Origin of the sequence: Ensifer sesbaniae (assembly GCF_013283665.1) — a bacterium.
Taxonomy (GTDB): domain Bacteria; phylum Pseudomonadota; class Alphaproteobacteria; order Rhizobiales; family Rhizobiaceae; genus Ensifer; species Ensifer sesbaniae.
Map to the genome: position 1 here is coordinate 286033 of NZ_JABEKU010000001.1, position 24429 is coordinate 310461.

At 63.7% G+C, this 24429-nt stretch carries 22 protein-coding genes; 11 read left to right on the plus strand and 11 right to left on the minus strand.

What is annotated here, in order from left to right; genetic code table 11:
- From BHMPCIPO_RS01310 to BHMPCIPO_RS01320, 3 genes are all read left to right on the plus strand, one after another.
- Entirely contained in the window at positions 1-1818 is a 1818-nt protein-coding gene (locus BHMPCIPO_RS01310; RefSeq protein WP_173515094.1) for an ABC transporter ATP-binding protein, read from the plus strand.
- Positions 1819-1944: 126 nt separating this feature from the next.
- Positions 1945-2763, plus strand: a complete 819-nt coding sequence (gene dapB / locus BHMPCIPO_RS01315; protein WP_173515095.1) for a 4-hydroxy-tetrahydrodipicolinate reductase — start codon at positions 1945-1947, stop codon at positions 2761-2763.
- A gap of 34 nt (positions 2764-2797) precedes the next feature.
- Positions 2798-3433, plus strand: a complete 636-nt coding sequence (locus BHMPCIPO_RS01320; RefSeq protein ID WP_173515096.1) for a 2,3-bisphosphoglycerate-dependent phosphoglycerate mutase — start codon at positions 2798-2800, stop codon at positions 3431-3433.
- 112 nt (positions 3434-3545) lie between these two features.
- On the opposite strand, the gene BHMPCIPO_RS01325 is transcribed toward BHMPCIPO_RS01320, so the two are convergent.
- Together BHMPCIPO_RS01325 and BHMPCIPO_RS01330 are read right to left on the minus strand one after the other, a co-directional pair.
- A complete protein-coding gene (locus BHMPCIPO_RS01325; protein ID WP_173515097.1) occupies positions 3546-4433 on the minus strand; it encodes a methylated-DNA--[protein]-cysteine S-methyltransferase in 888 nt (295 codons plus the stop codon).
- A 106-nt stretch (positions 4434-4539) separates the two neighbouring features.
- The gene (locus tag BHMPCIPO_RS01330) at positions 4540-5037 is read right to left on the minus strand and encodes a DUF2244 domain-containing protein (protein ID WP_173515098.1); all 498 of its coding nucleotides are present in this window, start codon (positions 5035-5037) and stop codon (positions 4540-4542) included.
- A 22-nt stretch (positions 5038-5059) separates the two neighbouring features.
- Between BHMPCIPO_RS01330 and nth the strand changes: the two genes are divergently transcribed.
- Together nth and BHMPCIPO_RS01340 are read left to right on the plus strand one after the other, a co-directional pair.
- On the plus strand, positions 5060-5836 hold the full coding sequence (gene nth, locus BHMPCIPO_RS01335) for an endonuclease III (protein WP_173515099.1): 777 nt from the start codon (positions 5060-5062) through the stop codon (positions 5834-5836).
- 163 nt (positions 5837-5999) lie between these two features.
- Entirely contained in the window at positions 6000-6992 is a 993-nt protein-coding gene (locus BHMPCIPO_RS01340; protein WP_173515100.1) for an adenosine kinase, read from the plus strand.
- Between the two features lie 37 nt (positions 6993-7029).
- Here the strand turns inward: BHMPCIPO_RS01340 and BHMPCIPO_RS01345 are convergent, their stop codons facing one another.
- Positions 7030-7581 carry an SH3 domain-containing protein gene (locus tag BHMPCIPO_RS01345; RefSeq protein WP_173515101.1) on the minus strand — a complete coding sequence of 184 codons (552 nt, stop codon included), beginning with the start codon at positions 7579-7581 and terminating at the stop codon, positions 7030-7032.
- A gap of 283 nt (positions 7582-7864) precedes the next feature.
- On the opposite strand from BHMPCIPO_RS01345, the gene BHMPCIPO_RS01350 reads away from it, so the two are divergent.
- Entirely contained in the window at positions 7865-8869 is a 1005-nt protein-coding gene (locus BHMPCIPO_RS01350) for a 2-hydroxyacid dehydrogenase (protein WP_077962855.1), read from the plus strand.
- A 46-nt stretch (positions 8870-8915) separates the two neighbouring features.
- Here the strand turns inward: BHMPCIPO_RS01350 and BHMPCIPO_RS01355 are convergent, their stop codons facing one another.
- The 3 genes from BHMPCIPO_RS01355 to recF all read right to left on the minus strand — a co-directional run bounded on the left by BHMPCIPO_RS01355 (position 8916) and on the right by recF (position 11416).
- Positions 8916-9383: a GNAT family N-acetyltransferase gene (locus BHMPCIPO_RS01355; RefSeq protein WP_173518049.1), complete on the minus strand. Its 468-nt coding sequence runs from the start codon at positions 9381-9383 to the stop codon at positions 8916-8918.
- 10 nt (positions 9384-9393) lie between these two features.
- Positions 9394-10155 (minus strand): molybdopterin-synthase adenylyltransferase MoeB, encoded by a 762-nt coding sequence (locus tag BHMPCIPO_RS01360; protein WP_173515102.1) that lies wholly within the window; start codon positions 10153-10155, stop codon positions 9394-9396.
- A gap of 136 nt (positions 10156-10291) precedes the next feature.
- The gene (gene recF / locus BHMPCIPO_RS01365; protein ID WP_173515103.1) at positions 10292-11416 is read right to left on the minus strand and encodes a DNA replication/repair protein RecF; all 1125 of its coding nucleotides are present in this window, start codon (positions 11414-11416) and stop codon (positions 10292-10294) included.
- Between the two features lie 203 nt (positions 11417-11619).
- Here recF and BHMPCIPO_RS01370 point away from each other — a divergent pair, with 203 nt between their 5' ends.
- The gene (locus BHMPCIPO_RS01370; protein ID WP_173518050.1) at positions 11620-12264 is read left to right on the plus strand and encodes a DUF47 domain-containing protein; all 645 of its coding nucleotides are present in this window, start codon (positions 11620-11622) and stop codon (positions 12262-12264) included.
- Positions 12264-13268 carry an inorganic phosphate transporter gene (locus tag BHMPCIPO_RS01375; protein WP_173515104.1) on the plus strand — a complete coding sequence of 335 codons (1005 nt, stop codon included), beginning with the start codon at positions 12264-12266 and terminating at the stop codon, positions 13266-13268. Before BHMPCIPO_RS01370 ends, BHMPCIPO_RS01375 begins: the two co-directional genes overlap by 1 nt.
- Before the next feature lie 46 nt (positions 13269-13314).
- On the opposite strand, the gene BHMPCIPO_RS01380 is transcribed toward BHMPCIPO_RS01375, so the two are convergent.
- Together BHMPCIPO_RS01380 and BHMPCIPO_RS01385 are read right to left on the minus strand one after the other, a co-directional pair.
- The gene (locus BHMPCIPO_RS01380; RefSeq protein ID WP_210266391.1) at positions 13315-14703 is read right to left on the minus strand and encodes a serine hydrolase; all 1389 of its coding nucleotides are present in this window, start codon (positions 14701-14703) and stop codon (positions 13315-13317) included.
- A gap of 141 nt (positions 14704-14844) precedes the next feature.
- Positions 14845-15744 (minus strand): LysR family transcriptional regulator, encoded by a 900-nt coding sequence (locus BHMPCIPO_RS01385; RefSeq protein ID WP_173515105.1) that lies wholly within the window; start codon positions 15742-15744, stop codon positions 14845-14847.
- 143 nt (positions 15745-15887) lie between these two features.
- Between BHMPCIPO_RS01385 and BHMPCIPO_RS01390 the strand changes: the two genes are divergently transcribed.
- The 3 genes from BHMPCIPO_RS01390 to BHMPCIPO_RS01400 all read left to right on the plus strand — a co-directional run bounded on the left by BHMPCIPO_RS01390 (position 15888) and on the right by BHMPCIPO_RS01400 (position 18362).
- The gene (locus BHMPCIPO_RS01390) at positions 15888-16637 is read left to right on the plus strand and encodes an SDR family oxidoreductase (RefSeq protein ID WP_173515106.1); all 750 of its coding nucleotides are present in this window, start codon (positions 15888-15890) and stop codon (positions 16635-16637) included.
- A 196-nt stretch (positions 16638-16833) separates the two neighbouring features.
- Positions 16834-17469: a DUF1326 domain-containing protein gene (locus BHMPCIPO_RS01395; RefSeq protein WP_173515107.1), complete on the plus strand. Its 636-nt coding sequence runs from the start codon at positions 16834-16836 to the stop codon at positions 17467-17469.
- Positions 17470-17474: 5 nt separating this feature from the next.
- Positions 17475-18362, plus strand: coding sequence for a DUF2182 domain-containing protein (locus tag BHMPCIPO_RS01400; RefSeq protein ID WP_173515108.1), 888 nt, complete (start codon positions 17475-17477; stop codon positions 18360-18362).
- A 65-nt stretch (positions 18363-18427) separates the two neighbouring features.
- Here BHMPCIPO_RS01400 and dnaJ read toward each other — a convergent pair whose 3' ends face one another.
- The 3 genes from dnaJ to BHMPCIPO_RS01415 form a co-directional block, all read right to left on the minus strand.
- Positions 18428-19558: a molecular chaperone DnaJ gene (gene dnaJ / locus BHMPCIPO_RS01405; RefSeq protein ID WP_173515109.1), complete on the minus strand. Its 1131-nt coding sequence runs from the start codon at positions 19556-19558 to the stop codon at positions 18428-18430.
- Between the two features lie 254 nt (positions 19559-19812).
- On the minus strand, positions 19813-21735 hold the full coding sequence (gene dnaK / locus BHMPCIPO_RS01410; RefSeq protein ID WP_173515110.1) for a molecular chaperone DnaK: 1923 nt from the start codon (positions 21733-21735) through the stop codon (positions 19813-19815).
- A gap of 235 nt (positions 21736-21970) precedes the next feature.
- Positions 21971-24232, minus strand: coding sequence for a transglycosylase domain-containing protein (locus BHMPCIPO_RS01415; protein ID WP_173515111.1), 2262 nt, complete (start codon positions 24230-24232; stop codon positions 21971-21973).
- Between the last annotated feature and the right edge of the window lie 197 nt (positions 24233-24429).

A 24429-nucleotide genomic window follows, 5' to 3' on the forward strand; every position in this document is an offset into this window, starting at 1 on the left:
TTGAGCGCCAGCAATAGAAAACAGCACGCGGTCGATTCCGATACGATCAGCGGAATCCTGAAACGGGTCATTGCGGAAAACGGTCGCGACCACATTCGCGGCTATGTCTTCGCCATTGCCTGTCTGGCCGTCGTTGCTGCGACAACCGGCTTTACGGCTTCGATCATGGAAACCGTGATCAACGAGGCCTTCGCCAACAGGCGGGCGGACATTGTCCTGCTCGTCTGCGGCGCGATCCTTGCGGCCTTCGTGTTGCGCGGCTTCGCCACCTACGGCCAGGCCGTTGCCCTGTCGAAGATCGGCAACAACATCGTCGCGCGTTACCAGCGCCGGCTCTATGCCCACCTGATGGCGCTGAGCGTCGGCTATTTCAACGAGACGCGGTCGGCACAGCTTGCGGCCCAGATCAGCCAGAACGTCAGCGGCATCCGCGACGTGCTCAATCTGACGGTCACGTCGATCGCCCGCGACCTTCTGACGCTGATCGGTCTCATCGGCGTCATGTTCGCCAAGGACTGGCTGCTGTCGATCATCGTCTTCGTCGCCGCGCCGCCATTGCTGCTCGGCCTGCGCTACGTCTCGAAGCGCCTGCGCTCGGCGACGCGCGAATCGATCGAGGTCAACAGCCGCGTTCTCGGCGCGATGCAGGAAACGATCCAGGGCATCACCATCGTCAAGGCCTTCACCATGGAAGGCGAACTGCGCGGCAAGGTCGAGGCCATCATCGATCGGGCCGAGAACCGGGCGAACCGCATTGCGCGCTTAAGCGAGCGCACGGCGCCGATGACCGAGACCTTCGCCGGCCTCGCGATTTCCGCCGTTCTCGCCTATTCCGCCTTCCGCGCGATCTATGCCGACGTGCCGCCCGGCGCCTTTTTCGCCTTCGTCGTGGCCCTCCTGATGGCTTACGATCCGGCGCGCCGCCTGGCGCGGCTGCAGGTCTCGCTGGAACGTGCCGCCGTCAATGCCCGCATGGTCTACGAAATCCTCGACACCGTGCCGCATCAGCGCGACAAGCCCGATGCCAAGGAACTGGCCTTCAGCGGCGCCGCCGTGGAACTGCGCGACGTTCGCTTCCAATACGCCAATGGCGACGAGGTTCTGAAAGGCGTCAGCTTCGTCGCCGAAGGCGGCAAGACGACGGCGCTCGTCGGCCCCTCCGGCGCCGGCAAGTCGACGGTCATCAGCCTCATCCCGCGCTTCTACGATCCGACTTCCGGCCAGATCCTGATCGATGGACAGGACATTGCCGACGTCACCAAGCAGTCGCTGCGCAAGGGCATCGCCTATGTCTCGCAGCAACCCTATCTCTTCGAAGGATCGATCCGCGACAACATCCGCTACGGCCGCATCGACGCGACCGACGCGGAGATCGAGGAGGCCGCACGGCTTGCCTATGCGCATGATTTCATTCTGACGCAGCCGCAGGGTTACGACACCCCTGTCGGCGAGAACGGCATGACGCTTTCCGGCGGCCAGCGCCAGCGCCTGTCGATCGCCCGCGCGCTCGTGCGCAACGCCCCGATCCTGCTGCTCGACGAGGCCACCTCGGCGCTCGATACGGAATCGGAGGCCGCCGTGCAGAAGGCACTCGATCACGCTATGAACGGCCGCACGGTGATCGTCATCGCGCATCGCCTTTCGACCGTCGTCAATGCCGACAAGATCATCGTCATGAAGGACGGTTCCGTCGTCGAGGAGGGGACGCATGCCGAGCTTGCACGGCGACCGGACGGTCTCTACGCTCGGCTTCACAATCTTCAGGGTCAGTCGCCTGAGGCCAAGGCTCCCGAAGCGCCGGCCGGCGCCGAAATCTAGAGCATTTCCAGCAAAAGTGCGTAACGGTTTTGCGTCCGGAAATGCGTAAGAACAATGAGATAGAGCGTTTCCCCGACTCCTTTTTGACCGGGAACGCTCTAAGAACGGACGAGAAGGAAATCACCGATGGGCGAAACCGATATGAAGCTCGTGGTGGTGGGCGCCGCTGGCCGCATGGGCCAGACGCTGATTCGCACGGTTCACGCTATGGGTGGCGTCAGCCTGCATGCCGCCATCGAACGTCCGGGTTCCCCGTTCATCGGCCGTGACGCCGGTGAACTGGCCGGTCTCGGGCCGATCGGCGTGCCGGTCACCGACCAGCCGCTCGAGGCTTTCGTCGAGGCCGAAGGCGTGCTTGATTTTACGGCGCCGGCGGGCACCGTCGAGTTCGCCGGCCTCGCAGCCCAGGCCCGTATCGTCCATGTCATCGGGACCACCGGCTGCTCGGCCGACGAAGAGGCGAAGATTCGTGCTGCCGCGCGCCACGCCCGCATCGTCAAGTCGGGCAACATGAGCCTCGGCGTGAACCTGCTCGGCGTGCTCACGGAGAAGGCGGCGCGCGCCCTCGATCCCACCAACTGGGACATCGAAATCCTCGAAATGCATCACAAGCACAAGGTGGATGCGCCATCGGGCACGGCGCTGCTTCTCGGCGAAGCGGCGGCAAGGGGCCGCGGCATCGGCCTTGCCGACAATTCGGTGCGCGTGCGTGACGGCCATACCGGCCCGCGTCCTGCCGGTGCGATCGGTTTTGCGACGCTGCGTGGCGGCTCGGTCGTTGGCGAGCATTCGGTCATTCTCGCCGGCGAAGGCGAGCAGGTGACGCTGTCGCACAGCGCTACGGATCGCTCCATCTTCGCGCGCGGCGCCGTGACTGCCGCGCTCTGGGCCCGCGGCCAGAAGCCCGGTTTCTACTCCATGCTCGACGTTCTCGGGCTCAACTGACCTTTTCACTCTCAAGTCTCAAGGGGAATTCGACATGAGCGGTACTCTCGTCCTCGTCCGGCATGGCCAGAGCGACTGGAACCTCAAAAACCTGTTCACCGGCTGGCGCGATCCGGACCTGACGGAACTCGGCGTCGAGGAAGCCAAGGCCGGCGGCAAGGCACTTGCCGACTACGGCATCAAATTCGACATCGCCTTCACTTCGGCCCTCGTCCGCGCCCAGCGAACCTGCCAGCTTGTGCTCGACGCCGTCGGCCAGTCCTCGCTCGAAACGATCCGCGACCAGGCGCTGAACGAGCGCGACTACGGCGACCTCGCGGGCCTCAACAAAGACGATGCGCGCGAGAAGTGGGGCGAGGAGCAGGTGCATGTCTGGCGCCGCTCCTACGACGTTCCGCCCCCGGGCGGCGAAAGCCTGCGCGACACCGGCGCCCGCGTCTGGCCCTATTACCTGACCGAGATCCTGCCGCGCGTGCTGTCCGGCCAGAAGGTCCTGGTTGCCGCCCACGGCAACTCGCTGCGCTCGCTGGTCATGGTGCTCGACCGCCTGACCAAGGAGCAGATCCTGAAGCTCAACCTCGCGACCGGCGTGCCGATGGTCTACAAGCTCAACGCCGACTCGACGGTCGCTTCCAAGGAAGTGCTGGGCGACATGTCCGGCGCCCACTGAGCGCTCCCGGAATGCAGAATGGAGAAGGGGCGCCGAGCGAGCGCCCCTTTTGTTTTGCCAAGCAGTTCCAGGAAACCTGTGATTTCCGTCCGGAACGGGTGACCTGCAAACATCAGATCGTGCCGTCCGCCGCCTTTCCGGCCTCCCATCCGAGGATCGCGCGCTTGCGCGTCAGGCCCCAGTGATAGCCGGTAAGGTCCCCGCCCTTGCCGAGCGCGCGGTGGCAGGGGACGACGAAGGAGATCGGGTTTCGGCCGACGGCAGCACCGACCGCGCGCGACGCCGTCGGCTGGCCGATGTTTCCGGCGATGTTCGAATAGGTGGTGGCGCAGCCGAGCGGGATCTTCAACAGCGCCTGCCACACCCGGATCTGGAAATCGGAGCCGATCAGGAAGATACGCAGCGGCTCTTCCGGGCGCCAGCGCGACGGATCGAAGATGCGTGCAGCATAGTAGGCCGTTGCCGCGCTGTCCTCGATATAGCTGGCGTTCGGCCAGCGCTGCGCCATGTCTTCGAAGCTTGCCTGTTCGCCGCCGGCATCGTTGAAGGCAAGGCCGGCTAGTCCCCGCTCGGTGATCATCACGAGGGCGGTGCCGAAGGGGGAGGGGTGGTAGCCGTAGCGGATCGTGAGACCCTCGCCGCGCGCCTTCCATTCGCCCGGTGACATCGCCTCGTGGGTCACGAACAGGTCGTGCAGGCGGCTCGGTCCTGATAGCCCCACCTCGATGCTGGTTTCGAGCAGCGGCATGTCTTCCTTGCGCAGCAGACGTTTGGCATGGTCGAGCGTCACGGCCTGGAGGAAGGCTTTCGGCGAAAGTCCGGCCCAGCGGGTGAAGACCTTCTGAAGCTGCGTCGGCGATTGTTTCAGGCGCTGCGCCACGGTTTCGAGCGACGGCTGCTCACGATAATCCTCGGTCAGCATTTCGATCACGCGGCTGACCGTATCGTAGTCGGTGCCTTTCGGCGTGATGTCTGTGGGTACGGATGTCGCAATGTTCATGGCTCTTCTCCTGTCATGCCACAGGTAACCATTTGGCGGCCCCGGCAACCACCCGAAACTTGAGCGAATGCGCGGATTTGGATCCCCATTTGTCGGCCGGGGGGCGTTAGCGGCGGCGAACGGTCGCAAGCGCGCCCGATAGCGCCAGCGCGAAGGTTTCGCGATCGTTGCGATTGAGAAACGAACCGATATCGGTCCGCCGGCCACCGCCGCTGATCGTCATCGAGACGATGCCGATCTCCTGGTGCCGGGCGACGTTGAAGCGCGCCCAGAAAGGATTGAACCGGTGTTCGGTGATCTTTCCGGAGGGAGTGAACTTGCGCACGGAAACATCGGTCCTGGATACGCTGACCTCCTCGCGGCTGAGTGCCGAGCGATTGTTCAGCCAGAAGGCGCCGAACAGCAGCAAATAGTCGAGGCCGAAGAAGAACACGACCGGCCAGGCGCCGATGACGAGGAAGACGACGGCGTGCACGAGGCTCAACAGCCCGGCGATCAGAAAGAAGATCTTGAAGCCGCGGCGCCCGAGCGAGCGATAGGGCGTGAGCTCGGCTGTGAAGACCGGCGCATCTTCGGGCGGGGTGGTGGCGTTGCCATTGATCATGACCTTTGACTATAGATGCATCATGAAAAACGTGAAGCCGAAATTGCCCGTTGGCGCTGCGAAACCGAAGTCGGCGACCGCCCGCCGCGCGCCGCCGCGCGTGAAGAACCTCTATGGCCGGGACGAGCTCCAGGAGATCTTCCGCCGCTTCTCGATCCAGCGGCCGGAGCCGAAGGGGGAGTTGGAGCACGTCAATCCGTTCACGTTGGTCGTCGCCGTGGCCCTTTCGGCGCAGGCGACCGATGCCGGCGTCAACAAGGCGACGCGGGCGCTGTTCGCCGTCGCCGATACGCCGGAGAAGATGCTGGCGCTCGGGGAAGAGAAGCTCCGGGACTACATCAAGACCATCGGCCTCTACCGCAACAAGGCGAAGAACGTCATCGCGCTCAGCGAAAAGCTGATCCGCGATTTCGGCGGAGAGGTGCCACGCACGCGCGAGGAGCTGGTCACCCTTCCGGGCGTCGGCCGCAAGACCGCTAATGTGGTGCTCTCCATGGCTTTCGGACAGAAAACGATCGCCGTTGACACCCACATCTTCCGCATCGCCAATCGCATCCTCCTGGCGCCGGGCAAGACCCCGGACGAGGTGGAAGAGAAGCTGATCAAGATCATCCCGGACGAGTATCTCTACCATGCACATCACTGGCTGATCCTGCACGGGCGCTATTGCTGCAAGGCGCGCAAGCCCGAATGCGAGCGCTGTATCATCGCCGATCTCTGCAAGTCGCCGGAAAAGACCTGCGATGTCCCGGCGCCGCTCGTCGAACTGCCGCCGCAGAACATCTCCGCCGCAAGTTGATCGATATCGTCAGATCGTTCCGCCGGGCGCCGATTTCGCCGCTGTATATGATGAAGGCGCGTTTCCTGCGGCGTGAGCCAGCCGGCACGCGTCTTTTGGCTTCCAAATGGCGGGAAAACCGGTATTAACGAACACCGGCCATCACGGAGACCGGACGAGGTTCATGACAAAATACGACGTGCTGACGATCGGCAATGCCATCGTTGATATCATCGCGCGCTGCGACGATGCCTTTCTCAACGAAAACGGCATCATAAAAGGCGCCATGAACCTCATTGATGCCGAACGCGCCGAGTTGTTGTACTCGCGCATGGGCCCGGCGGTCGAAGCGTCCGGCGGCAGCGCCGGCAATACGGCAGCCGGTGTCGCCAGCCTCGGCGGCCGGGCCGCCTATTTCGGCAAGACCGCGAGCGATCAGCTCGGCGAGATCTTCGCACACGATATCCGCGCGCAGGGCGTTTACTTCGAGACGAAGCCGCTCGAAAGCGTGCCGCCGACGGCGCGCTCGATGATCTTCGTCACTGAGGACGGCGAGCGTTCGATGAACACCTATCTCGGCGCGTGCGTCGAGCTTGGCCCCGAGGATGTGGAGGCTGACGTCGTCGCCCAGTCCAAGGTCACCTATTTCGAAGGCTATTTGTGGGATCCGCCGCGGGCCAAGGACGCCATCCGTGAAACCGCCCGGATCGCCCACGAAAACGGCCGCGAAACCGCGATGACGCTCTCGGACAGCTTTTGTGTCCACCGCTACCGCGACGAGTTCCTCGAGCTCATGCGTTCCGGAACGGTCGACATCGTCTTCGCCAACAAGCAGGAAGCGCTGGCGCTCTACGAGACCGAGGACTTCGATCTGGCGCTGGAAAAACTCTCGAAGGACTGCAAGCTCGCCGCCGTGACGCTGAGCGAGGAAGGGTCGGTGGTCGTGCGCGGAGAAGAGCGGGTCCACGTCGGCGCAAAGCCGATCGCCCAGGTCGTCGATACGACCGGCGCCGGCGACCTCTATGCTGCAGGCTTCCTTCACGGCTACACGACCGGACGCTCGCTCGAAGATTGCAGCAGGCTCGGCAACCTCGCCGCCGGCATCGTCATCGGTCAGATCGGACCACGACCGATGGTGTCGCTGGCAACCGCCGCCAAGCAGGCCGGTCTCGCCTGATTCGACCTGATTGAGTTGTGCGAAAAACGGGCGCGGCTTACTTGAAGGCCTCGCCCGGATAGGCACCCCAGATCTCGCTCTGGGCGATCCACCCTTCGACGCCCTGCGTCTCGACATGGCACCAGTCGCCATTGCATTCGCCGACACGCACGATGACGCCAGGTTCCATGCGGGCGGTGATCGGGGCCGTTCCTTGCGGATCGCGGCGCATGTTGACGAAGACGCCTTCGCCCTTGCCGCGCATCCAGGGCGCTGCGACGGCCGTGCGGTCGCCGGAAAGCAGTGCCTGGTTTACCCAGCCCTCGGTGCCGTCGGCATCGCGGATACGGCGCCAGTTATCGTATTCCTGGATGATCTCCACCGGTACGCCGGGCTTCATGTAACGGAACGCGACCGCGTAATCGACGCTCGGGCCGATCCTGAGATTGACGCTCTTGGACTTGAGGCTGACGAATCGCGGCAGCGGCAATCCGCTGGCGCCCTTGGCGGCTTGAGCGTAAGCCGCCGACGTCATGATCCCGGCGCCAAGGCAGGCGGCGATCAACGAGAACGAGAATCTGGCAATGACATGACGCATGACGAAGCTCATTATCCGTGGCACTACGGCGCCGCGCGTCCTGGGACGCGCAAAGGTCGCTGTAGGACTTTGAGTTGCTGCATGCCTTTGTCCTTCAATCGGAAACGATTTAAGGAGACATGCAGTCGCTTATGCAGGCGCAGTTCATTCGAGGCCCAGTTCGCGGGCTGAAATCGCGAGGACGACGACGCGAGTTTTGTTTGTCTTCCCGGTGGGGTCTGGTAGAAAATGCGGCTACAGGGAGAAAGTATCGCCCAACTTGGTTAAAGACCCGTCAACAAGGCCCGTCGCAGCAATGACAAGCAAGAAGAAGCCCACGGTCTACATCACCCGCAAATTGCCGGATATCGTCGAGACGCGCATGCGCGAGCTCTTCGACGCGGAGTTGAATATCGACGACACGCCGCGCAGCCAGCCGGAGCTGGTCGCGGCGGTGAAACGCGCCGACGTGCTGGTGCCGACGGTGACCGATCGCATCGATGCGGCGCTGATCGAGCAGGCCGGCCCGCAGCTGAAGCTGATCGCCAGCTTCTCGAACGGCGTCGACAACATTGACGTCGATGCCGCCGCGCGCAAGGGCATCACCGTCACTAACACGCCGAACGTGCTGACCGAAGACACGGCCGACATGGCGATGGCTCTGATTCTCGCGGTGCCGCGCCGGCTTGCCGAAGGTGCGCAGATCCTGACCGATCGCAAGGGCGAATGGGCCGGCTGGTCGCCGACCTGGATGCTCGGCCGGCGCATCGCGGGAAAGCGCATCGGCATCGTCGGCATGGGCCGGATCGGCACCGCCGTTGCCCGCCGTGCCAAGGCCTTCGGCCTCTCGATCCACTACCACAACCGCCACCGGGTGAAGGCGGAGACCGAAGAGATGCTGGAGGCGACCTACTGGGACAGCCTCGACCAGATGCTTGCCCGCGTCGACATCGTCTCGGTCAACTGCCCGTCGACGCCGGCGACCTATCATTTGCTCTCGGCCCGCCGGCTGGCGTTGATGCGACCTGACAGCTACATCGTCAACACCGCCCGTGGCGGCATCATCGACGAGACGGCGCTGATCAAATGCCTGCGCGAGGGCAAGATCGCCGGCGCCGGTCTCGACGTCTTCGAGAACGAGCCTGCTGTCAATCCGAAGCTGATCAAGCTCGCCGGCGAAGGCAAGGTCGTGCTGCTGCCGCACATGAGCTCGGCGACGCTCGAAGGCCGGATCGACATGGGCGACAAGGTGGTGATCAACATCCGCACCTTCTTCGACGGTCACCGCCCGCCGGACCGCGTGCTTCCGGGCCGCGATTGATCGCGAAAGGCTGCACGGCCCTGACGTGCGGTCGTCCGTCCAGAGTTTAGAGCGTCTTGCGCATCTCGAATGCCGTCGGCCGGGTAAAGCCGGGATGGCACATCGTGCCGCTCTGGATGAATCCCCAGGCGGCAAAGGCGCGGTGGTTGTCGACGAGTTCGATACGGGTCAACAGCCGCAGTGCGGGAAGGCCGAGCGTCCGCGCCGTCATTTCCGCTTCCGCGAGCAGCCGCCGGCCGATGCCCTTTCCCTGTGTCTGTGGGGCAACTGCGAGCTTGCCGATATAGAGACAATCGGCCTCGGGCTTGCAGAAGATGCAGCCGACGAGCCTTTCGCCGTCGCTGACACCGAAGGCGATCTCGTCAGCGATCTTTTGCCGGAGCGATTCGACGTTCAATGCATGCGCCGACGAGGGCGGGTCGATTTGCCCGTCCATGTAGGAGAAGGCGCCAAGGATAAGCGCCAGCAGCTCCTCGTGCCGGTCGAATGTTCCGTCGATGCGAAAGATTTGCACCATGGTCGGCCTATGCTCTGCGACGATAGCGGATGGTGTTGAACTGCGCCGTCAGCGCGTCATACATCAACAGCCGCCCGACGAGCGGCTCGCCGAAGCCGGCAATCACCTTGATCGCTTCCATCGCCTGCAGCGTGCCGATGACGCCGGTCAACGCGCCGACAATGCCCGCCTCGGCGCAGGAGGGCACGACGCCCGCCGGTGGCGCTTCGGGAAAGAGATCGCGATAGGAAGGATTCGGCCGGCCGTCCGCGCCGGCCTTGTAAGGCATCAGCACCGTCAGCGAACCGTCGAAGCGGCCGACGGCGCCGGTCACCAGCGGAATGCCGACCCTTGCCGCCGTATCGGCTGCGAGGTAGCGCGTGTCGAAATTGTCCGAGCCGTCGATCACCAGGTGATATTGCCGGAACAGCGGCTCGGCATTGTCGGAGTTGAGCCTGATCTGGTGGCCCTCGACGACGACATGCGGATTGAGCGAGGCAATTGCCTCCGCCGCCCGCTCCACCTTGGCGCGGCCGATGTCCTCGGTGCGGTGAATGACTTGTCGCTGTAGATTGGAGAGCGAAACGGTGTCGTCGTCGACGATACCGATGCGACCGATGCCGGCGGCTGCCAGGTAGTGCAGCACCGGCGCGCCGAGACCGCCGGCGCCGATGACCAACACGCTCGCCGCCTTCAGCTTCTGCTGGCCGGCGCCACCGATTTCGGGCAGCACGATATGGCGGGCGTAGCGGGAGATCTCCGATTGGTCGAGCTTGTTCTCACCGGTCATGGCAACATCCTCCTCGGCGGCGGCCGATCTCTAGATCTTGGGTCGACTCGACCAAATCATAAACGTGATCGACGCCCGTAAGGGAGAGCGGGATCCGTGCGGAAAACCGCAAACACTTTCCTCATCCGGCTCCTGCTTAGCCCGTAACGCTGCCGTGCGAAACGGTCAGGAAGCGGCCGCGATCGCCAAGCGCCTCGAACATCGCCTGGTCCGTGCCGGTCATGAAGGCCTGGCCGCCGAGGCCGTCGACGAGGTCGAACAGCGCCGCGCGCCTGTTGATGTCGAGATGCGCTGCGATCTCGTCGAGCAGAAGGATCGGCGCGTGGCCGGTCATGTCGCCGACGAGACGTGCATGCGCCAGCACCAGGCCGACGAGCAACGCCTTCTGCTCGCCGGTCGAGCAGCGTGCCGCCTCCATATCCTTCTCGCGGTGGCGAACGAGCAGGTCGCTCCGATGCGGCCCGTCGAGCGTGCGGCCTGCCGCCGCGTCGCGCGGCCGTCCATCTCGCAGCATCGTCAGATATTGCTCTTCGAGATCATAGGCCGGGCGGTGACCCTCGTCGTCGAGGAACCCGGACAGCGCCAGCCGTGCCGACGGAAAGACATCGCCATCCACGTTCCGTTCGACGAGTGCGGTGAGCAGGCCGAGCATTTCCTGCCGCGCCAGCGCCATGGAAACGCCGAGGCCGGCCATCTCGCGTTCGATCGCGGTCAGCCAAGCCGGGTCCGGGCGAAACTCGGTCAGCAGGCGGTTGCGGCTGCGCATCGCGCGGTCGAACTCGCTGGCGCGGCGGCCATGTTCCGGATCGAGCGAAAGCACCAGCCGATCGAGAAAGCGCCGCCGATCGGAAGAGGGCCCGGTGAAGAGACCGTCCATCGACGGGGTCAGCCAGAGGACGCGCAGGTGATCGGTCAGCTCGTCGACGCTCGCCGCCGCGGTTCCGTTGAGCCGCAGTCGTCGGGACTGCCCCTCGGTCACGCCCGCGGTGCCGGTGCCGATTTCGACCGGCCCCTCCATGCCCTCGACAGCGGCGAAGACGGAGAAGCCGTCACTGGCGCCGACACGGGTGACGTCGGCATAGGCCGCACGCCGCAAGCCCCGACCGGGAGAGAGGAACGAGACCGCTTCCATCAGGTTGGTCTTGCCGGCGCCGTTCTCTCCCGTCAGCACCACATGACGCTGATCGAGCTCCAGCGAAAGGGCCGCATAGTTGCGGAACTCCGTGAGCTTCAGGCGGTTGAGAAAGACCTTGTGTGGCATCGGCAGTCCGAATTCGACGTTGGGCGCAGCTAGGACGAAAGCAGGCGCCAAGGCAAGATGAAACGGCATGCTTGTCCATATCGGTGCAAGTTGGCCGATTTCGGCGGGGGAAAGGCGACAAACCCCTCGGATCAGGTGCTTTTCTTGGGCGCTCCGGTCCAATATGACAGTTTCATGACAATCCACGAATGGACATATTTGTGATGCTGGCCTGGTTCCGCAAACTACTTCCCCGCGAGGATCGCTTTTTCGAGCTCTTCGCAAAACACTCGCTCACCGTCGTCGGCGCCGCCGATGCGCTCGACAAGCTGCTTGCCGGCGGCGATGACATGGAGAAACAGTGCGACAGGATCGTCGCGCTCGAAGATCAAGCGGACCACATCACGGCCGAAGTGCTTCTTGCAGTCCGTCGCTCCTTCATCACGCCCTTCGACCGCGGCGACATCAAGGACCTGATCCAGTCGATGGACGATGCCATCGACATGATGCACAAGACGGTCAAGACGATCAGGCTCTACGAACAGAAGAGCTTTGAACCCGGCATGCGCGAAATGGGCGCAATTGTCGGCCGGGCCGCGCATCTGATTGCCGAGGCTGTCCCGCTGCTGGACCGCATCGGCACCAATCACGATCGCCTCATCGCCATCGCCGAGGAGATCACCCGCATCGAGGGACATTCCGACGAACTGCACGACCAAGGCCTCAAGGAGCTGTTCCACCGCTACGGCACCGGCAACGCGATGGCCTATATCGTCGGCAGCGAGATCTATGGCCAGCTGGAGAAAGTCATCGACCGGTTCGAGGACGTTGCCAATGAAATCAGCGGCATCGTGATCGAGAACGTCTGATGGATGCGACGCTCGCCTTTCCGTTGCTCGCGGGATTGATTGCCATCGCGCTGTTCTTCGACTTCCTGAACGGCTTGCACGATGCCGCCAACTCCATCGCGACGATCGTCTCGACGCGGGTGCTCAGGCCGCAATATGCGGTCATGTGGGCGGCCTTCTTCAACTTCATCGCCTTCCTGTTCTTCGGTCTGCACGTGGCCGAGACGCTCGGCAAGGGCATCATCGATCCCGGCATCGTGACACCGCTGGTGATCTTCTCGGCCCTCATGGGGGCGATCGTCTGGAACATCGTCACCTGGCTGTTCGGCATTCCGTCGAGCTCGTCGCACGCGCTGATCGGCGGCCTCGTCGGCGCCGGCCTTGCCAGCACTGGCTTCAATTCCATCGTCTGGACCGGTCTTCTCAAGACCGTCGGCGCCATCTTCATGTCGCCGGCGATCGGCTTTTTCCTGGCGCTGATACTGGTGCTGATCGTCTCCTGGCTGTTCGTGCGGCAGACACCCTTTGCCGTCGATCGCACCTTCCGCGTGATGCAGTTCCTCTCCGCGTCGCTCTATTCGCTCGGTCACGGCGGCAATGACGCGCAGAAGACCATGGGCATCATTGCCGTTCTGCTCTTTTCGCAGGGTTATCTCGGTTCGGAGTTCTACGTGCCCTTCTGGGTCGTGATCACCTGCCAGGCGGCGATCGCACTCGGCACGCTGTTCGGCGGCTGGCGCATCGTCCATACCATGGGCTCGAAGATCACCAGGCTCAATCCGATGCAGGGTTTCTGCGCCGAAACCGGCGGAGCGATCACGCTGTTTGCCGCCACCTGGCTCGGCATTCCGGTTTCGACGACGCACACCATCACCGGCGCGATCATCGGCGTCGGGGCCGCGCGCCGCGTCTCGGCCGTGCGTTGGGGGCTTGCAGGCAATATCGTGATTGCCTGGTTCATCACCATGCCGGCAGCGGCGGCGATCTCGGCATTCGCCTACTTCACGATCGATCTGCTGTTCTGATCGATCCGGGGACCCGTCTCTCGCCTTTCGGGGCGGGAGACATGCATCATTTCTCTACGCGCGGCGCAGGACTGTCCCGCCCGCCCTGATGCAAGGTCAGGCTTTCGGCGCGGGTGCCGTTGAGCGTGAAGCTGATCTGCGCATCGATGAGCTTTGCAAAGAACCGATGTTCGGCCTCCGGAAGGATTTCAAGCCGGTCCTGGTCAGTTGCCTGGGCAAACAGCCGATTGCCATCGCGAAAGATCGTCAGGTCGAAACCCGGCGCCAGCCTGTAGGTGCCGAGATAGGCATCATAGGTCGCCGGATCGACCGTTATGGCAGTGCGCTGGACGGTGGCGGGCGCGAGCGGGACGGTGCGGTTGAGCAAATGTTGGCCGATATCGTCGACGCCCACTTCGGTCGACGTATTCGACAGGGCGACGACGCCGATCCCGGTCGACGGACGGTAGCCGACGAAGGATCGATAGCCGCCAGTACCGCCATTGTGCCAGATCACCTGCGCGTCGCCCTTGCCGGAAATCACCCAGCCCAGCGCCTGCTCGCCTGCGCCTTCGCCGAGCGGCTGCCGGGTCGCCAGCAGGGTGGCAAAGGCGGACGCCAACGGTGAGGGTGTTCTCCCCATGGCGGCCTCAAGGAAGATCAGCAGGTCGTCCGCGGTAGAGCGAAGGGCACCGGCTCCCTGCAGCGCGTTGAGATCCCAGTCTCTCACCGGCTCCAGTGCCGCATCGTGGCCCGTTGCCCGGCGTTCGGACCAGTCTGGCTGCGGCGTGATGGCCGTATCCTCGAGGCCGAGCGGCCTGGCGATGCGTCTTTCGACGAGATCCTCGTAGGAAAGCCCGGCCTTCAGTGCCAGTACGTGGCCGAGAAGCCCCGCGCCGAGGTTGGAGTATTCGTGCGCGACGCCCGGGCGACGCTGCGGTTTGTGGGCGGAAAGAAAGCCGTAGAGCTTGCTGGTGTCGTAGTCCGCATAGGGATTGGTGACGTCGGCCGGCGCCAGGTTGCTCGGTAGCCGCGGCAAGCCCGACATGTGCGTCGCCAGGTCTGCCAGCGTGATCGGAGCCTGCTTGTCCTCCGGCATCGTCACTCCGGGCGGCAGCAATGTGGAGACGGGCGTATCGAGGCCGAGCGTACCTCTCTCGACCGCGTCTGCGAGCAGCAGTGCGGTGAACACCTTGGTGACCGAGCCGATCTCGAACACGGTGTGCCCATCGACGGGACGCGGGTCGCCTTTGGCGGGATGGCCGTGCGCGACGATGCGCCGGCCATTGGCATCGGTGATGGCGACGACGATGCCGACTGACTGCTGCTGCTTGTCGATTCGGTCGGTCAGAATATCCAGGATTTCGGCATCGGTCGGGGTCGTGGAAGGGGAACCCGCATGGGCGGTGGTGCCAAGCGTCATGACGATGATCCAGTTCAGAAAGAAGGTCCGCATGATGAAAACATAAGAGACAATCTTTGGTTGCAAAGGCGAGGCAGATGCCAGCCGACTTCGATCAAGCTTCTGTCGAGACTTGATCGGCAATCGGCGAGGAACCGTGGCCGGAAATGATTGCGCCGAGATTGCGGAAATGCGTCACGGATCCCAATAGGGCGGATCGCCGAACGCTTCCTTCAGATGTTGGGCGATGGCCCGAAGCTTGGCCGAGACGCGTCGTCCTTCCGGATGAGCCATGTAGATGAATTCGGGCTCCGGACGCAGCCCGACATCGATCTCGCGGAGTTGCCCTTCGCGCACCGCGGGACCGGCGATGAAGGCGGGCAGCAGCGCGATGCCAAGCCCGGCGACGGCGGCATCGTGCATCATGTCGCCGTTGTTCATCCCGAGTGCCAAGCGCGCCCGGACGATCGCTGCACCCGAAGGTCCCTCGAACCGCCAGTCGGCCGCGCCGCGATTGGTGTAGAAGATGCCGTGATGGCCTTCGAGCTCGGCAAGCGACGTTGGAGTGCCGTGACGTCCGAGATAGTCCGGCGCGGCGACGAGCAGACGCCGGCTTCTTGCAAGTTTCCAGACCACCAGACGAGAATCGGCGATCACGCCGTGGCGGACGATCGCATCATAGCCTTCCGACGCCACGTCCACCCGGCGGTCGTCGAGATCGAGCGTCAGCTCGATTTCCGGATGGCCCGCCAGGAACGGATAGAGTGCTGGACCGAGATGCCTGCGGCCGAAACTGACAGGCGCGGCGATCCTAAGCGGACCCGTCAGGAGCCCGCGGCGTTCGGCAAGATCGCTGGCAGCGGCCTGCACCTCGCTGACGATCCGGACCGCACGCTCGCGGAAGGCGATGCCATCCTCGGTGAGCGTCAGCTTGCGCGTCGTGCGATGGAGTAGGGTGGCGTTGAGCGTCCGCTCCAGCTCTGCAACCCTTTCGCTGACGACGGATTTCGACAGACGCAGGCGCCGCGCCGCTTCGCTGATCGAGCCGGCTTCGGTGACCGCGACAAAGGCCGCTATTCCCTCGATCTTCATCATCGTCCGGCTTTTCCGAATTCGAGTTCCAGGATTGGAAGACTAATCCGAACGGTCGTTTTCCGCCATATCTGTCTGCATCAGAGGACGGCGGTTCAAGCCAATCAAACCGACCTCTTCTTCAACCCAGCAAGAGGACTTTCATCATGTCACGTTTAGAGAACAAGACGGCACTCATCACCGGCGGCACCAGCGGCATCGGCCTCGAAACCGCGCGCCAGTTCATCGCCGAAGGCGCAAGGGTTGCCGTGACCGGCACCAATCCGAAGAACATCGCCGAGGCTCGTGCGATCCTTGGCGAGGCGACCCTCATCATCGAGGCGGATGCCGGCAATGTCGCCGGGCAGGCGGCGGTCGCCGAAAAAATCCGCGCCGCCTTCGGCACGCTCGATATCCTGTTCGTCAATGCGGGCATCGCCAAGCTGCAGCCGATCGAACAATGGGACGAGGCAAGCTTCGACCGGTCGCTGGCGATCAACGTCAAAGGACCGTACTTCCTGATCCAGGCGCTGCTGCCGGTATTCTCGAAGCGGGCTTCGGTCGTGCTCAACACTTCGATCAACGCCCATATCGGCATGCCGACCTCAAGCGTCTATGCGTTGACCAAAGCGGGACTCCTCTCGCTGGCGCGCACGCTGTCCGGCGAACTCATCGGCCGTGGCATCCGGGTGAATGCTGTTAGCCCCGGCCCGATCCGCACGCCGCTCCATGACGGCCACGCCCCGACGCCCGAAGAAAACAGGCAGGTTGTCGATGCCATCGCCGCGCAGATCCCACTTGGCCGCTTCGGCGACCCGAGCGAGATCGCCAAGGCGGTCGTCTTCCTCGCCTCCGACGAGGCCACCTTCACCGTCGGCGCTGAGTTGATCGTCGACGGCGGCATGGCGACGCTGTGAACATGCTGGTGCCAATGAGCCGAACAGCCTGAGCATCCCTTTTAGGCGCCGCGCGTCCCATCGGATCCGCGGCGCTGGCGTGCCTGCCTCCGTTGGCATTGGCAAGGCAGAGGAGTATATTTCTGCGGTCTAATAAAACGCATCCGTTCGCGGGGGAGCCGCGAGACGAACACCGATCAGATCCCGGGAGGAGACGATGACGAGTGTCAGATGGATGATGAAGGGGCGCGAGTTCATTCATTGCAACTGCGCCTATGGCTGCCCCTGCCAGTTCAATGCGCGACCGACGCAGGGCCATTGCAGCGCCATTGGCGCCTTCGAGATCGAGGAAGGCTATCACGGCGAAACGCGGCTCGACGGGCTTCGCTGTGGCCTGATCGCCGCCTGGCCCGGCGCGATCCACGAGGGGCGCGGGCAGGTGGTGCCGATCATCGACATCCGCGCCACGGAGCCGCAGCGCAATGCGCTGCTGCGCATCATGAGCGGCGAGGATACCGAGCCGGGCGCCACCTTCTTCCAGGTCTTCGCGACCACCTTCGAGACGATGTACGATCCGGTCTATGCCGAGATCGACTTCGACGTCGATGTGAGCGGGCGCACGGCACGGCTGAATGTGCCCGGCTGGATCACCGCGCGCGGCGAGCCGATCCTCAACCCGGTCACCGGCGTCGCCCATCAGGCTCGCATCAATCTCCCGCAGGGTTTTGAATATGATCTCTGCGAGGTCGGACGCGGATGGGCCGACACGAAGGGGCCGCTGACTTTGGCGCTTGCCGACTCGCACGCCCATTTCGCCAGAACGCACCTGACTGAAAGCGGCGTGATCCACTGACGCCCATGAGGGATACGACGCTCGAAACTCTGCTTAGACGCGATCGTGCCATCGTCGTGGTGGCACTGGTCACGTTGACGGCAGTGAGTTGGCTCTACATCCTGTGGCTGGCGTCGGCCATGGACACGGCCACCGCACCAGCGTCTTCCGGTAGCATGGACATGGGTTCTGGCATGGACATGGATATGCCCATGGACATGCCGACGAATACGCCCACGGAGGCGCAAGAGGGCTCGGTGACGTCCTTGGCGACTGTGGCCGCCGGTCCCTGGACCACGGCGACCTTCGCCTACGCCTTTGTCATGTGGGCCGTGATGATGGTGGGCATGATGGTGCCATCGGCAACGCCAATGATCCTGCTTTATGCCCGCGTCGGCCGCCAGGCGGCCCAGCAGGGAAAGCCCTTCGCCGCGACCGGCTACTTTGCTGGCGGCTATCTGCTGGCCTGGACCCTGTTCGCACTGCTTGCCGTTCTCGGGCAATGGCTCCTGGACCATGCACTGCTGCTCACCCCGATGCTTTCGAGCGCCAGCCAGGCGATGAGCGGCGTTGTCCTGATTGCCGTCGGCCTGTTCCAGTGGACGCCGCTCAAGGAGCGGTGCCTCCGGCAATGCCGGGCGCCGCTGCTTTTCATCCAGAGCCACGGCGGTTTTCGCCGCGAGGCAGGCGCTGCCTTCGGCCTCGGACTGCAGCACGGCCTCTATTGCGTCGGCTGCTGCTGGGCGCTGATGGCGCTTCTGTTCGTCGGCGGGGTGATGAATGTATTGTGGATCGCGGCGATCGCCATTTTCGTGCTCGCCGAAAAGGTCGTGCCCGGCGGCCGGCTCTTGTCCCGTGTCGCCGGGGTGGCGCTCGTCATGGCCGGGCTGTGGCAGCTTGCGGCCATGACGTAAAAGCGCCCAGCGCCGCACGCCGTATCCGGCGCGCAAGATCGCTTTGGGCACGCTTTGGGCGTGCCTTATTCGCTCAGCGTATCGAAGAAATCCTTCATCCGGGCGAAGAAGCCGGTCGATTCCGGATTGTTGTCCTTGGACGAGATCTGCTCGAATTCCTGCAGCAGTTCGCGCTGGCGCTTGGTCAGCTTCTGCGGCGTCTCGATCTGGATCTGGATGTAGAGGTCGCCGGACTGGGCCGAGCGCAGCACCGGCATGCCCTTGCCCTTGAGGCGGAACTGCTTGCCGGCCTGGGTGCCCTCCGGAACCGTGACGCGCGACTTGGTACCGTCGAGCGTGGTCACGTCGAACTTGCCGCCAAGGGCTGCCGTCGTCATCGAGATCGGCACGCTGCAATAGAGATCGGCGCCGTCACGCTGGTAGAATTCGTGCGGCCTGACCGAGAGGAAGATGTAGAGGTCGCCCGCCGGTCCGCCGCGAAGCCCCGCCTCGCCCTCGCCGGAGAGACGGATGCGCGTTCCGTCCTCGATGCCGGCCGGAATGTTGACCGAGAGCGTGCGCTCTTCGGTGACACGGCCCTGGCCATGGCACTTGCCGCAGGGATCGGTGATCGTCTGGCCGCGTCCGCCGCAGGTGGGGCAGGTGCGCTCGATCGAGAAGAAGCCCTGCGCGGCGCGCACACGGCCGGAACCGTGACAGGTGCCGCAGGTCTTCGGGCTCGTGCCGGGCTTGGCGCCGGAGCCGCTGCAGACGTCGCAGGTGATCGAAGTCGGGACGCGGATTTGCGCGGTCTTGCCGCTAAAGGCTTCCTCGAGCGAGATCTCCATGTTGTAGCGCAGGTCCGCGCCGCGCTCGCGGCCGCCCGATGAGCGCCGCTGACGTCCGCCGCCCATCATCTCGCCGAAGATGTCCTCGAAGATGTCGGAGAAGCCGCCGGCACCGCCGCCGGCGAAGCCGTTGCCCATGCCGCCCTGCTCGAAGGCCGCGTGACCGTAACGGTCGTACGCCGCCCGCTTCTGCGGGTCCTTGAGCGTCTCATAGGCTTCGTTGATTTCCTTGAAGGTCTTTTCCGATGCCGCGTCGCCGGGGTTCTTGTCCGGGTGATACTTCATCGCGAGCTTGCGGAAGGCGCTCTTCAGCTCCTTCTCATCGGCGTTCTTGGCAACCCCAAGCGTTTCGTACAGATCACGTTTCATTCGTCGAAGATTGTCCCATTGACAAGGCGTGCCAGCGCGAGGGCTCGGCGGCTGCCCGTTTACCTTGCCACCGATTTAGTAAACCTTGAAGCGCGATACCATAGCCCGAACGGCGGTAGACGCGGTTTTTTGTCGGAAAAGTAATGTTTGCAGCGGGTCGCGGCAGCTGTCGCCATGTTTGTCAGTTGCACCAGGGCTGCGCGGGCAACAAAAAACCCGGGCGAACCCGGGCTTTTCGTCTGTCTGAAGGCGACTTAGGCCGAACGCTTGCGATCGTCCTCGTCGTTGACTTCTTCGTAGTCGGCGTCGACGACGTCACCATCGCGCGCAGCGTCTGCTGCGGCATCCGTGTGCGCCGCTTCAGCCTGCTGCGCTTCGTAGATCGCCTGACCGAGCTTCATGGAAACCTCCATGAGCGTGTTGGTCTTGGCCTTGATGTCTTCCGCGTCCGGCTCGGAAGCTTCGACGGCGGTCTTCAGCGCCGCAATCGCGTCGGAAATCGCCTTGCGGTCGGTTTCCGAAACCTTGTCGCCGTAGTCCTTCAGCGACTTCTCGCTGGAGTGGATCAGGCTTTCGGCCTGGTTCTTGGCTTCGACGGCTTCGCGGCGCTTCTTGTCGGACTCGGCATTGGCCTCGGCGTCCTTGACCATCTTCTCGATGTCGGCGTCGGAAAGACCGCCGGATGCCTGGATGCGGATCTGGTGTTCCTTGCCGGTACCCTTGTCCTTGGCCGAAACCTGCACAATGCCGTTGGCGTCGATGTCGAACGTGACTTCGATCTGCGGCACGCCACGCGGTGCCGGCGGAATGCCGACGAGGTCGAACTGGCCGAGCAGCTTGTTGTCGGCGGCCATTTCGCGTTCACCCTGGGAGACGCGGATCGTCACGGCCGACTGGTTGTCGTCGGCGGTCGAGAAGGTCTGCGACTTCTTGGTCGGGATCGTCGTGTTGCGCTCGATCAGGCGGGTGAAGACGCCACCGAGGGTTTCGATCCCGAGCGACAGCGGGGTGACGTCGAGCAGCAGGACGTCCTTGACATCGCCCTGCAGAACGCCGGCCTGGATGGCGGCGCCCATGGCGACCACTTCATCCGGGTTCACGCCCTTGTGCGGCTCCTTGCCGAACAGCTGCTTCACGGTTTCCTGAACCTTCGGCATGCGGCTCATGCCGCCGACGAGAACGACTTCGTCGATCTCGGCAGCCGAAACGCCGGCATCCTTGAGGGCTGCCTTGCACGGCGCGACGGTGCGCTGGATCAGGTCGTCGACGAGGCTTTCGAACTTGGCGCGCGACAGCTTCATCGTCAGGTGCTTCGGACCGGAGGCGTCAGCCGTGATGAACGGCAGGTTGATTTCGGTCTGCTGCGACGAGGACAGCTCGATCTTGGCCTTTTCGGCAGCTTCCTTCAGGCGCTGAAGGGCGAGCTTGTCGTTCTTCAGGTCGATGCCCTGTTCCTTCTTGAACTCGCCGGCGAGATACTCGACGAGACGCATGTCGAAGTCTTCACCGCCGAGGAAGGTGTCGCCGTTCGTCGACTTCACTTCGAAGACGCCGTCGCCGATTTCCAGGACCGAGATATCGAAGGTACCACCGCCAAGGTCGTAAACGGCGATGGTCTTGCCGTCCTTCTTGTCGAGGCCATAGGCCAGCGCTGCCGCGGTCGGCTCGTTGATGATGCGCAGGACTTCAAGGCCAGCGATCTTGCCGGCATCCTTGGTTGCCTGGCGCTGGGCGTCGTTGAAGTAGGCCGGAACGGTGATGACGGCCTTTTCGACCTTTTCACCGAGATAGGATTCGGCCGTTTCCTTCATCTTCTGGAGGATCATGGCGGAGATCTGCGACGGCGAATAATCCTTGCCGTGCGCTTCGACCCAGGCATCGCCATTGTCGGCCTTGATGATCTTGTAAGGAACCATGCCCTTGTCTTTTTGCGTGGTCGGGTCCTGGAAGGTCCGGCCGATCAGGCGCTTGATCGCAAAAAGCGTGTTTTCCGGATTGGTGACGGCCTGGCGCTTGGCCGGCTGGCCGACGAGACGTTCGCCGTCATCGCTGAATGCCACCATCGAGGGGGTCGTGCGCGCACCCTCGGCGTTTTCGATCACCTTCGCATCTTTTCCGTCCATGACGGCGACGCAGGAGTTGGTCGTTCCCAGGTCAATACCAATAACTTTAGCCATGTCGTTCTCTCCTTGCAGCGGACTGTCGGAACCCGGTCAGGCATTCGTAAGACAGCCCCTAACGGGATGGTCTCAGGATTTCTTCGCAGCCGAGACTGCGCCGATGCGGCGTATATAAGGACCGGCGTTTCGGACTGCAAGGCATTCTGCGGGGCGTTTGGGGGCAAATGCAAGTGCGGGATTTGCCCAGCTGGAAATGGGCCATCCGCCGCCGGCGAGAAAGCCGCCAGCCGGCTCAACCGCCGGTCAAAATGTCGAAGAGGGTCGTGCGACGCGTGGCACCCGTCGTCTGGCCGACATCGGCCGGTGGTACGAGACCGCCATTGCCCTCGTCCGCGTTCTGGCCGCCCCATTCGCCGCCCTGGTCCACGGGACGCTGGCCGACCGCGACGGCGCCATCGACCCCAACGGGTGCTTGCGGGAACGCTTCCGGATCGCCCGAGAGCAAGTCGCCGGCCGGCGCACCCGCGCCCTCGTCGAAGACCGGCTGCACGCCGGTTGTGCCGAAGAGCGGTGAGGGCGAGAGGCCCTCGTGGGCCGCCATCATGAAATCGTGCCAGGCCTTGGCCGGCAGGCCGCCGCCGGTGACCTTCTTCATCGACTTGCCGTCATCGTTGCCGAACCAGACGCCGGTGGTCAGGTTCGAGGTGTAGCCGACGAACAGCGCGTCGCGGAAGGATTGCGTCGTGCCGGTCTTGCCGGCCGCCTCCCAACCCTTGAGCTGCGCCTTCTTGCCGGTGCCCTTGGTCAGCACCCGCACCATCATCTGGTTCATTTCGCTGACGATTGCCGGGTCGAGCACGCGTGGCGGGTTGTCGTAGGTATTCTCGTAAAGCACCGTGCCGTCCGCTTTGGAGATGCGGCGGATGACATGCGGCGTTGCCTTGAAGCCGCCATTCATGAACGGGGCGTAGGCCGAGGTCAGTTCGACGAGGCTGACTTCGGATGTGCCGAGCGCGATCGAGGCATTGGCCTGCATCTCGGAATCGATGCCGAGGCGATGGGCGAACTTGACGACGTTCTGCGGGCCGACTTCCATCACCAGTTGGGCGGCAATGGTGTTCAGCGAATTGGCGAGCGCATCGGCGATCGTCACCTCGCCGCGATATTTCTGGTCGTAATTCTCAGGCGTCCAGTTGCCGATGCGGACCGGACCGTCGTTGCGGATCGACATCGGCGTGCGGCCGATTTCCATCGCGGCGGCATAGACGAAGGGCTTGAAGGCCGAGCCCGGCTGCCGCTTCGCCCTGGAGGCGCGGTCGAACTGGCTCTCGGCATAGTCCTTGCCGCCGACGAGCGCCCGGATGGCGCCGGTGCCGTCGATCGAGACCAGCGCCGCCTGCGAAGCGTCGAGCTTCTTGCCGTCGGCATCAAGCGTGGCGCCGATCACCTCCTCGGCCTTCTTTTCGAGGTCGAGGTCGATCGTCGTGTCGATGACGAGATCTTCCTTGATCTCGCCGATCATGCCGGGAAGCTGGTCCATCACCATGTCGGCGACATAGTGTTCGGCGCCCGACCAGTAGCTCTTCGCCTTGGTCGGCGTCTGCGACATCGCCGTCTTGATCTCGCTGTCGGTGACGTAGCCTTCCTCACGCATGGCGCGGAGAACGACCTGGGCGCGCTCTTCCGCCGCCTGCGGGTCGCGGGCCGGCGACAAGCGAGAAGGGGCCTTGAGCAGGCCGGCCAGCAATGCGGCCTCGCCGAGGTTCACGTCGCGCGCCGACTTGTTGAAGTAGCGCCGCGAGGCCGCCTCGACGCCATAGGCGTTGGAGCCGAAGAACACCCGGTTGAGGTACATCGCCAGGATCTGGTCCTTGGAATATTTCTGCTCGAGCCAGAAGGCGAGCAGCACTTCCTGCACCTTGCGCTCGAGCGTGCGCTCCGGCGAAAGGAACAGGTTCTTGGCAAGCTGTTGCGTCAGCGTCGAGCCGCCCTGCACCATGCGGCCGGTGGTCAGGTTCGTCAGCATGGCGCGGGCGAGACCCAGCGGATCGATGCCGAAATGCGAATAGAACCGACGGTCCTCGATGGCGATCACCGCCTGGGGGATATAGGGCGACATGTTTTCGAGCGACAGCGCTTCGCCGCCGGTGGTGCCGCGGTTGGCGATGACGTCGCCATTGACCGCAAGGATCTTGACGTTTGGTGGCCGTTCGGGGATCGACCAACTGTCGGCACTCGGCATGCGGGCGCCGTAGTAGAGCACGAGGCCGCCGACGCCCATGGCGCCCCAGATGCCGAGCACGATGCACCAGTAGAAGAGCGTGCGGACAAGGCCGATGAAGCCGCCGCCGGAGGAGCGCCGTGCGCTGCCGCGCTTGCCGGCTGCCTTCTTCTTGCCGTTGCTCTTTTTGCTGCTGCCCGAAGATTTGCCGCGGGGCGCCTTGCGGCTGCTGGTCACGCGATCGCTGGCCTCGACGCGAAAATCGTCATCGTCGTCCTCGTCTCCGCCGAACGATGGCTCGATCCGCTGTCCTGACCTGCCGTTTGTTGCCATGCCGTTTGGATTTGTCCCTCTGCCGTCCGCGGGGGCCGCTTGGCTCAACCGCGACGGCGACTTCGATCTCGACGGCGGTACCGGCACTCTGCGCCCATCCGCCACGGCGACCGGGTGAACTTTAAATACGGCAATTTAAGGGGGAGTTAAGAAGCGGATCGTGAAATACGCATGGTCTTCAACAACTTGCGTTCAGT